Consider the following 9659-nt stretch of genomic DNA (forward strand, 5'->3'; position numbering starts at 1 on the left):
TCGATAACTCTCCATGCCAGTGCAGATTGCAGAAAACCTGATGTGAGCGTGGGTGGAATCCCCCTAACTTGCGGCGCATTCGTCCTCTTCTGCGGAATACTCCGCAACTCCCATGCGTAACACGCTCCCGCTTCTTCTGCCCTTGGCCATCACCTTGGCGCAGCCTTCCGTCGGGCGCGCTGCAGGACGTGACGAAGGCCGATATGTGTTCAACGAAGGATTTCTGGTCGGCAATCTTCCAGCCAGTGCGCAGTCCTATGCGGATGGCGCCTCATTGCCTGCGGGAATCCATCGCCTCGAGATCCGCATCAACGGTGTGCTGGACGATACGAGCGATATCGACATCGATCCGCAGGGACGCGCGTCCTGCCTGCCGCTGGATACCCTGCAGCGTCTGCCATTGCGCCCTGCGCTGCGCGAAGCGCTTGACAAGGCGGGCGCGTGTGTTGATCTATCCACGCAGGTGGAAGGCGCCCGTGTCACGGTGGATGCCGCCACCCTGCAGCTGCGGATTTCAGTGCCGCAGGGCGCGCTGGACGCCGGCCCCCGTGGTCATGTCGCCCCAGCGCAGCGCGATCAAGGGCTGACCGCCGGTTTCATCGATTACATGTTCAACCATCATGCCGCTGCACAGCGCAGCGCGGACTATCTCGGCGTCGCGGCTGGCCTCAATGCGGGGGCATGGCGGCTGCGCCACCGGTTCTCACTGAGCCGCCGCCGCGGTGGCCTGGTCCATCAGGCTTACGCCACTACGTTGCAGCGTGATCTGGCCGACTGGAACGCCCGGCTTGTAATGGGGCAGGGCGCCACCAGCAGCAGCCTGTTTCCTTCCATCCCATTCATCGGTGCAAGCGTGGTGACGGACGAGCAGATGCTGTCGGATTCACAACGTGGCTACGCGCCGGTGGTAAGGGGAAGTGCAGAAAGCAGCGCCCTGGTCACGGTCCGCCAGAACGGGCAGGTCATCCGGGAGCTGAGCGTGGCGCCGGGGCCTTTCATCATTGACGACCTCTACCCGACAGCCTACAGCGGCGACCTGCAGGTCACCGTAACCGAAGCGGATGGCCATGAACGACGGTTTGACGTCAGTTTTTCCGCCGCGCCCTTGGCGCTGCGCTCAGGTGCATCGCGCGTGGATGTGTCTGCCGGGCAGCTGGAAATTCCACATGCAGGATACCGGGACACGCCGCTGCGGACAGGCCGGCGTTTCGTCGAAGCCACCTACGCGCGCGGCCTGTCCAATACAGTCACTGCATTGGCCGGCGCGCAGTGGGCAGAGCACTATCATGCCGCTTCGGCAGGCATCGCCCTTAACACGCGCATCGGTGCGTTCGGTTCCGATCTCACCTCTTCTTCTGCACGGCCGCCAGGTGTCGCTGCGCGCTCAGGCTCCAGTGTCCGCCTGAACTACCAACGCTATATTTCCGGTACGGCTACCCGGCTTGGGCTGTCCTCTTCGTGGACATTGGCACGGGGTTTCTCCGGCCTGGCCGATCATATTGAGCCCTACAGTGGGGGCGAGGAAACGAAGACCGAGCGCTCCCGTCTGCATTGGAACATCAACCAGCGACTGGGCGACTACAGTCAGTTCTACCTCATGGGCAGCCAGAGCACCTCGTGGCGACATGCTCAAGGTCACCTGCAGTATCAGCTTGGATTGCAGCAGTCACTGGGCAGCGTGAACATCGACGTGTCCGCGACGCGCAGCGACTCCGGTGACGGCCGCCAGGATGTGCGTTACGCGATTGGCATGAGCATGCCACTGGGCCGCGCGATGCACGCTCCGCGGCTGATCACGCGCCTGGACCGCGCGGACACCGGATCGCGGCAGAGCTTTGATCTCAGCGGGACCCTCGGTGCTGCAGATCCTTTCAGCTACGGTGCATCGGTGAGCCGGGGCAGCCATGGCGATACCGGCCATCTCAGGGGGGCATGGCAGTCGAGCCATGGCCGATTCCATGCCAGTGCGGGGCATGCGGAACAGGGCACGACGCGTTCGCTGGGCGCGGCGGGCAGTCTGGTGCTTCATGCGGGGGGGCTCAACGCGGGCCCGGCGAGCCCCGGTACGCTGGTGCTGGCCCATGCCGCCGGTGCGGAGGGCGCGCGCGTGGGCCTGGGGGGCGACATCCGCATAGCGCGTAACGGCTACGCGGTGCTTCCGCATGCTAGCCCCTATCGCTGGAACCGTATCGAGCTGGACCCGAGTGGCCTGCCGCTCGATGTCTCTGTGCTACGGACCTCGCAACAGGTCGCGCCCACGGCTGGCAGCATCGCGCCAGTAACGTTCGATGTACGTCGCGATCGCGTGTTGTTCATCGATGCCGTCGACTGGCTGGGCCGCCCGCTGCCCTTCGCGGCCGTGATTCACGACGAGCAGGGACGGGCCGTGGGTGCGGTAGGTCAAGGCAGTGTGATCCAGCTGCGCGGCGCGCATACACGTGGCGTACTGACCGCCCGAGTCGACGGCCGGGCTCTCTGCCGGCTTGTCTATGAACTTCCTGAGACCCCCGATACACACGGGCTGGAATGGATCCAGGCCACCTGTACGCATACGGGGTCCATGGATTGAATCTTTCTTTTCTTCAACTCCTCTTTGAAAGGACTGCGTCATCATGTATTTCCGTACTCTTGCTTCTTGCCTCGTTGTGACAGGTGCCGGCGCGTGTGTCGTCCTGCCTGCGCCTGCGCCTGCGAGCGCGGCTACCCTGACCATCAGCGGTCAACTGCGGGCAGGCACCTGCTCGCTGAGCGTACCTGCGGTGACGCTCCCCGCCATGCCGGCCAATTCACTGAAGGAAGGCGACAACAGCCTGGTCGAAGTCGATCTCGCGTTGACGGGTTGTGTGGGCGTCAAGAAGGCCACCCTCACGTTCGAGGGCACCGCCGCTCAGAACGACGGCGATCGCTGGCAGAACACCGGCGCTGCCGAAGGGGTGTCCTTGTCGCTGCTGAAAGAGAAAACTGGAACCACCTACATCAAGAAGGGCGATACCCAGGTGCTGACAGTGGCCGCGGACAAGGCCACCTTCCCGATGCGCGCCGGCTACTTCTACACGAAAGGTTCCGCTCTGGCGGCCGGCACGGTGGCTGCCAGCATCACGATTACTGCGGCGTATGAATGATGGCGGGTAGCGAGCGTTGGCTGCCTGATCCTGCACATTTCAACCAGATCATTCGAGTGTGTAGCCCCGTGCATCTCTATCGGCGATGCATCGCATCCTTCAGCACCGGCGGGAAGGCTGCGGCCACGACTGCCTGCGACTGACTCCCGCGGGAGCACTACGTGGTCGGCGGCAACACCTTGCCCGGGTTGAGAATCCCATCCGGATCCAGCGCGGACTTGATCGCGCGCATCGCCAGCAACGTTTCGGGGGTAAAGGCCTGTGCCATGAATCCACGCTTGGCCAGGCCGATGCCATGCTCGCCGGAGAGCGTGCCTTCCAGCGCCAACGTCAAGGCGAAGATCCGCGGCAGCGCGGCCTGCGCGCGCGCATTCTCATCCACATTGTCCGGGTGATACAGGATGTTGACGTGCAGGTTGCCGTTGCCGGCATGCCCGAAGGTCACGATGGTCAGATCGAACTCGGCCGCCAGTGCCTGCACCCCGCTCACCAGCGCCGGAATGCGTGACACCGGCACCACCACGTCTTCGTTGATCTTGCCCGGCGCGATGCTGCGCAGCGCAGGTGAAAGTGCCTTGCGCGCCGCCCACAGCTTTTCCCGCGCGGCGCCTTCCATCGCCACGTCCAAGGCCAGCATGCCTTCGCCTTCGGCTGCGTTGGCCAAGGCCTGCAGCAGGTAGGGCAGGGTGTCATGGTCGCCATCGGCTTCGATCAGCAGCATCGCGCCGGCGTCCGGCACGTCGGCGCCGTTGAGCCGCAGCAACTGCAGGCTGCGCGCGTCCATGAACTCCAGCCGCGTCGGCACCACGGGTTGCCCCATCACCCGCGACACCGCCTGCGCGGCAGCGTCGGCATCGCGATACAGCACGCGCAGCCCTGCCTGGGCCACCGCCACCGGGGTCAGCTTCAGGGTGGCTTCCACGATGACCGCCAGCGTGCCTTCACTGCCCACCAGCAGGTGGGTCAGGTCATACCCGGTGGCATCCTTGGTATAGGCGCCACCGCAGCGGATCAGATCGCCATTGCCGGTCACCGCCACCAGCCCGAGCACGTTGTCGCGGCTGGTGCCGTACTTCACCGCGCGCGGCCCACCTGCGTTGCAGGCCAGGTTGCCGCCGATGCTGCAGATGTCCGCACTGGACGGGTCGGGCGCCCAGAACAGGCGATGTGGGGCCAGTGCCTGCTGCAGATCACCGTTGAGTACCCCGGGTTCCACCACGGCGCAGCGATCGCCCGGACGAATGGAGAGGATCCGGTTCATGCGCGCCAGGGACAGCACGATGCTTCCCTGCAGGGGGACTGCGGCACCGGTGGTGCCGGTGCCGGCGCCGCGCGCGACCAACGCCACGCGATGCGCGCGGCAGGCCTGCACGATCGCCTGCACCTGCTCGCGGTTGCAGGGCAGGGCGACCGCGAGCGGCCGCTGGCGGCGCCAGGAGTTGTCCTGCGCATTGGCGTCCAGCGCGGTGGAATCGGTGCGCCAACCGTCTGTGCCGAGCAGCAGTGACAGTTCGGCAACCAGCGTGGCGGGCAGTTCGGTGTGCATGGTGATTCCAGCGGAAACCAAAGGATGGGGCGCTCAGCTGTCCAGCCGGAACGCATCGCGCAACCACTGCAGGCGGGGCGGGTCGCCGCTGGCCTGCACCACGTCGAAGCGGCACGGCTGTGCGCACAGCGCCGGATGCGCCTGCAGGTACAGCTGCGCGGCCAGCACCAGCCGCTGCTGCTTGCGGCTGTCCACCGATGCGGCGGCACCGCCGAAATCCGCGCGTGCGCGATAGCGCACTTCGACGAACACCACCGTGCCGCCATCGTTCATCACGCGGTCCAGCTCGCCGCCGCGGAAGTTGACGTTGCGGTCCAGCACCTGCAGCCCAGCCGCGCACAGCAGGCGCTCGGCGGCCGCTTCGACCGCCGCGCCACGCCGCGCCCTGTCAGTTGGCATTGGCGATCGGCATCGGCCGTCCGCCACTGAAGGTCGACCACGCCGGCACGCGCAGGATGTTGCCACCGCCGTCCAGGTACAAGGTGCCGGTGGCGCCGGACAGCCCGCCCTGGGCGGCCAGCGATTCCATGTACGCGCTGATCTTCCACGCATCGAAACCGAAGGCGAACAGCCGGCCGGCCGCACCGCGTGCGCTGGGCAGCATCTGGCCGGCGGTGCCGGCGCTGGGCAGGCCGGCCACGCCGCGCACGTTCCAGGCTTCGTTCGGATAGATGATGCCGTCCAGTGCCACGTCTTCTTCCGGCTTGCCGCTGCCCACGGTCAGCTGCGATGTACCCACGCGGGTGCCGCCGCCGACGCCGGCGAGGGCAAGCTGCGGTGCCAGCTGGCGGGCCTGCGGTGCACGCACCGCCAGCAGCACGCCGTCGGCCTGCCCGGCTGCGCGCAGGCGCGCGCTGATGTCGCCCACGGGGTCGGCCACCCCGATGGTGGCCAGCACCTGGCCGCCGCGCTGGGTGAAGCGTTCGGCGAACGCGGCCGCGGTGCGGCGGCCGGTGTCATCACTGCTGTGCAGCACGATCACCTTGGCGCGTTCGCGGCCACGCAGGTATTCGGCGGCCATCACCCCATCGTCTTCCGGCGCCAGCGAAAAGCCCGCGCTGCCGGCCGGCGGCGCATCCTTGCCGCGGTTCAGCGCCAGCACCGGTACCGGCAACTGGGCGCGGCCGTAGACGGCATCCACTTCGTCGCGTCCCAAGGGGCCGACGATGAAATCCACGCCGCTGGCCACGGCCCGGTCGTAAGCCGACAGGGCACCGGCCGGGGTCCCGGCGGTGTCGATGAAATCAATCTCCGGCTTGCGCCGGGTTTCACCGTAGTAACCGGTCAGCAGGCCATCGCGCACCGGCTGTGCGGCCGTGGCGAGGCGGCCGCTCAATGGCAGCAGCACGGCCAGTTTCACCGGCGGACGGTAGCCGTCGCTCATCGCCGGGGGACGCTTGCTGGTGTCGAACTGGGCGCTAGCCGCGTCGCGGTCGAACGGACGCGGCAGCGGCATGCCGCGCGCGATCAAGGCGCGGCCGGCGAAGTTGTACAGCGGATCATTGGCCGGCAGAGCCGCCGCGCGCGACTGCAGCGTGGCATCGTCCAGCGTACCGAGCAGGCCGACGATGGCCGCCTGGTTGTCCGTGCGGGGTTTGCCTGCCAACCCGACATGCGCACGGGCACGCTCCTGGGCGGCGCCGAAGTTGTCGCCGGTGGCCTGCAGCGCAGCGGCGCGGGCCAGCTGCCAGCGCGATGCCAGCGCCGGCAGCAGTTCGGTGGCCGGTTCTGACAGCGCGGCCAACGCCTGCGCGGGCTGCTTGTCGGCCAGTGCCAGTTCGGCGGTGGTCAGCAGATAGCGCTGGCGGCTGGCGGCGGACAGCTGCCGCGGCTGCAGCTGGGACAGCAGGCTGCGCGCGCGCGTCGCATCGCCGGCTTCGTGCCAGGCAAAGGCAGCGTCGGCCAGCGCGTTGCTGCGTGCGGCGCCACGCAGGGTGCCGGCCAGGCTTTCCAGCTGCATGGCGGCATCGCGCGGACGGCCTTGTTCAATCAGCAGCAGGGCCTGGCTCTGGGCCGGTGACTCCGGTGCACTGGTCAGGCTGGTGGTGGCGCAGCCGGCCAGCAACAGCAGCGACAACGACAGGGCGGAGATCCGGACGACAGGCTTGTTCATGATCGGGTCCATGCAGGAGGGGCAGCGGCGTTGGCCGGGTACACGCTAGGATTCTACCCTTGACCTTGGAGTGCCGCTGAAATGACCGTTGCCACGCTGTATGTCGTTGCCACCCCGATCGGCAACCTCGCCGACCTGAGCCCACGCGGGCAGGAGGTGCTGCGCACGGTGGCGGCAATCTGTGCCGAAGACACCCGGCGCACCGGCCAGCTGCTGTCCCATTTCGGCATCTCCCAACCGCTGGTGGCCCTGCACGACCACAACGAAGAGGTGCTGGCGCAGCGCATCGTGGCCCGCCTGCAGGCCGGCGAGTCACTGGCGCTGGTCAGCGATGCCGGGACCCCGCTGGTCAGCGATCCGGGCTTCCGGCTGGTGCGCGCGGCGCGCCAGGCCGGGATCCGGGTCAGCCCGGTTCCCGGTGCGTGCGCGGCCATTGCCGCACTCAGCGTGGCCGGCCTGCCCAGTGATCGCTTCACCTTCGAAGGCTTCCTGCCGGCCAAGGCCAGCGGACGTCGCGATCGGCTGCAGGGCCTGGCCGGGGAACTGCGCACGATGGTGTTCTACGAATCCTCGCACCGCATCACCGAGTCGCTCGCCGACATGGCCGCGGTCTTCGGCGGCGAGCGGCCGGCGGTGCTGGCGCGTGAGCTGACCAAGCTGTTCGAAACCGTGCTCGACGGTGACCTGCACAGCCTGCAGCAGCAGGTGGATGCCGATGAGAACCAGCGCAAGGGCGAGTTCGTGGTGATGGTGCAGGGCGCCGCCGATGACGAGCAGGCACAGCTGGCCCAAGGCCGTCGCGTGTACGCCACCCTCAGCGAGCACCTGCCGCCGTCCACTGCGGCCAAGCTGGCGGCCGAGCTGACCGGTGCCCCGCGCAAGGCGCTGTACGGCAGCTGATCATCGCGCCCCCGGAAATGGGCGGATGTGGGAGAATGCACGCGGCGGAGTCGGCCAGACAGTCGCGTCATCCTTCGGGATGCCGAGGAAAGTCCGGGCTCCATAGGGCAAGGTGCCAGGTAACGCCTGGGCGGCGCAAGCCGACGGAAAGTGCAACAGAAAGATACCGCCGAACGGCCTTCGGGCGCGTGGCAAGGGTGAAATGGTGCGGTAAGAGCGCACCGCGAGTCTGGCAACAGACCGGTACGGCAAACCCCACCTGGAGCAAGACCAAATAGGGACCTCATGGCGCGGCCCGCGTCGGGTCCGGGTAGGTTGCTTGAGCGTTGCGGTGACGTAACGCCTAGAGGAATGACTGTCCACGACAGAACCCGGCTTATCGGCCGGCTCCGCCACCTTCCATCGCATTCGCCGCGCCCCCTTTGCCAAAGGGGGCTTTGGGCCCCGTGCGTTATTGGAAACCGAGCTGATCCTGGCCCAGGGCCACGCCCTGCGGGCCGAACCGTCGTTCGTGGATGGCACCCCGCCCATCGTGGTCGATCAGGATGAGGGTGCTGGAGCGGGTGCCGTAGTCGTCGCCACGGATGAAGGCCGGGCTGAGCCAGCGTTCCCGTTCCAGTCCGATCCCGGTGTCCGGCAGCTCAGCATCGGCAGGCCGGTGCTCATCGGCCAAGGCCGTCCACAAGGGCTCCAGTGACGAGGTGTCGCTATCGGTCCACGCCCCAAGCGCATCCATCAGTCGTCGCGTCTTCGGCCATGGCGCGTCCAGCGCGCCATTGGACAGGCCGTGGATGCCGGCTGCCAGCTGCTGTTGTTCGGGCGGATGGTTGCCGAGGAACTGCACGGACTGCGCGTCTGCCAGCAGCAGGTTGAACGGGGCGTACGTTGCGGCAACGCGCGACAGCCGGTCGGCGTGCACGGCTGCCGCTGCGCTGCCGCGCAGGTAATCGGCAACCAGCGCGCCGCGCGACGGCCCGGTCTGTGACGCCAGCGGATCGCGCACATTGGTGACCACCGCCATCCGCGCGCCCGCACCGACCCCTGCCCACCCGCCGCCTGAGCGCAGGTCACGCCCGCCCATCACCTGCGGCGTGTCGGTCCAGCGGGACAGTGCGGCGGTTGGACGAGCGTGGAATTCATCGCGGTTACCGACCATCACCAGCCGCCAGCGCGGGTGGTGCAGCCAGGACAGGGCAAGCAGGCACATGCCCCGCATTGTGCTGTTTTGCGCAGTCGCCTGCTACGGAATCGGCACGGTCAATGAATGCGCGGGCGCGACTTCACGCCCTCTGCACACCCATGAACTTCGGCGAAATCCGAAAATTTGAGACGAAACAGCCACTTGTGGATAAGCCTTGAACAAGTCTCTAAAGATCGCTGCAAGCTATTGATGGGACAGGTGATTTCCTTGTCCAAAAGTTGTTGACAACCCTTTGACCGCTGATAAGGTGGGCAACAGAGGGAAAACCGGGTCTTTTGTGGTTTTTCGTGGTTCAATGTTTCATCACGCTGAAGGAAAGGTGCACGCGTCGTGTTTCAGGGCGAGACGGCCATCACAGTTGACGATAAAGGGCGCATGGCGGTTCCGACCGTTCATCGCGACCTCGTCGCGCGCGTGAGCAACAACCGCCTGGTCCTGACCTACAACCCGTTCGAATCCGGCTGCCTCTGGCTGTATGCCGAGTCCGAATGGGAGCGCGTCCGTGACGACGTCATGGCCAAGCCGAACACCCAGCGGGTAGTACGCCTGCTGCAGCAGAAACTGGTCGGTTCGGCCGCACATCTGGAGCTGGACGGCAATGGCCGCATCAGCATCCCCGCCAGCCACCGCGGCGCGGTGGGTATCGAAAAAAAGGCGGTATTGCTGGGCATGGGTGACAAATTTGAACTGTGGAGCGAGCAGGCACACCGCGCATTGATCCAGCAGACGTTGTCTGACGAGGATCTGGGCGATGGGCTTCTCGATCTGAAATTGTGA

Annotated in this window: 8 protein-coding genes and 1 other RNA gene; 5 read left to right on the plus strand and 4 right to left on the minus strand. The window is 66.7% G+C overall.

From position 1 onward, the window contains the following. Nucleotides 1–112 precede the first annotated feature (112 nt). On the plus strand, nucleotides 113–2569 hold the full coding sequence (locus CXG43_RS13220) for a fimbria/pilus outer membrane usher protein (RefSeq protein WP_101100338.1): 2457 nt from the start codon (nucleotides 113–115) through the stop codon (nucleotides 2567–2569). A gap of 43 nt (nucleotides 2570–2612) precedes the next feature. After that, the gene (locus CXG43_RS13225; RefSeq protein ID WP_101100339.1) at nucleotides 2613–3122 is read left to right on the plus strand and encodes a fimbrial protein; all 510 of its coding nucleotides are present in this window, start codon (nucleotides 2613–2615) and stop codon (nucleotides 3120–3122) included. A 157-nt stretch (nucleotides 3123–3279) separates the two neighbouring features. On the opposite strand, the gene CXG43_RS13230 is transcribed toward CXG43_RS13225, so the two are convergent. The 3 genes from CXG43_RS13230 to CXG43_RS13240 are packed head-to-tail and all read right to left on the minus strand — an operon-like array spanning nucleotide 3280 to nucleotide 6781. Further along, nucleotides 3280–4668 (minus strand): FAD-linked oxidase C-terminal domain-containing protein, encoded by a 1389-nt coding sequence (locus CXG43_RS13230; protein WP_101100340.1) that lies wholly within the window; start codon nucleotides 4666–4668, stop codon nucleotides 3280–3282. 33 nt (nucleotides 4669–4701) lie between these two features. Continuing rightward, entirely contained in the window at nucleotides 4702–5067 is a 366-nt protein-coding gene (locus tag CXG43_RS13235; RefSeq protein WP_101100341.1) for a YraN family protein, read from the minus strand. After that, complete coding sequence (locus tag CXG43_RS13240) at nucleotides 5057–6781, minus strand: penicillin-binding protein activator (protein WP_101100361.1); 1725 nt, start codon at nucleotides 6779–6781, stop codon at nucleotides 5057–5059. Before CXG43_RS13240 ends, CXG43_RS13235 begins: the two co-directional genes overlap by 11 nt. A gap of 81 nt (nucleotides 6782–6862) precedes the next feature. Between CXG43_RS13240 and rsmI the strand changes: the two genes are divergently transcribed. Together rsmI and rnpB are read left to right on the plus strand one after the other, a co-directional pair. Next, nucleotides 6863–7681 carry a 16S rRNA (cytidine(1402)-2'-O)-methyltransferase gene (rsmI, locus tag CXG43_RS13245; RefSeq protein WP_101100342.1) on the plus strand — a complete coding sequence of 273 codons (819 nt, stop codon included), beginning with the start codon at nucleotides 6863–6865 and terminating at the stop codon, nucleotides 7679–7681. 46 nt (nucleotides 7682–7727) lie between these two features. Further along, nucleotides 7728–8076, plus strand: an RNA gene (rnpB, locus tag CXG43_RS13250) — RNase P RNA component class A. Between the two features lie 56 nt (nucleotides 8077–8132). On the opposite strand, the gene CXG43_RS13255 is transcribed toward rnpB, so the two are convergent. Then, nucleotides 8133–8888, minus strand: coding sequence for an NRDE family protein (locus CXG43_RS13255; RefSeq protein WP_101100343.1), 756 nt, complete (start codon nucleotides 8886–8888; stop codon nucleotides 8133–8135). A 324-nt stretch (nucleotides 8889–9212) separates the two neighbouring features. Between CXG43_RS13255 and mraZ the strand changes: the two genes are divergently transcribed. Further along, nucleotides 9213–9659 carry a division/cell wall cluster transcriptional repressor MraZ gene (gene mraZ / locus CXG43_RS13260; RefSeq protein ID WP_042613641.1) on the plus strand — a complete coding sequence of 149 codons (447 nt, stop codon included), beginning with the start codon at nucleotides 9213–9215 and terminating at the stop codon, nucleotides 9657–9659.

Origin of the sequence: Stenotrophomonas sp. Bg11-02, assembly GCF_002836635.1 — a bacterium.
Classification (GTDB): domain Bacteria; phylum Pseudomonadota; class Gammaproteobacteria; order Xanthomonadales; family Xanthomonadaceae; genus Stenotrophomonas; species Stenotrophomonas lacuserhaii.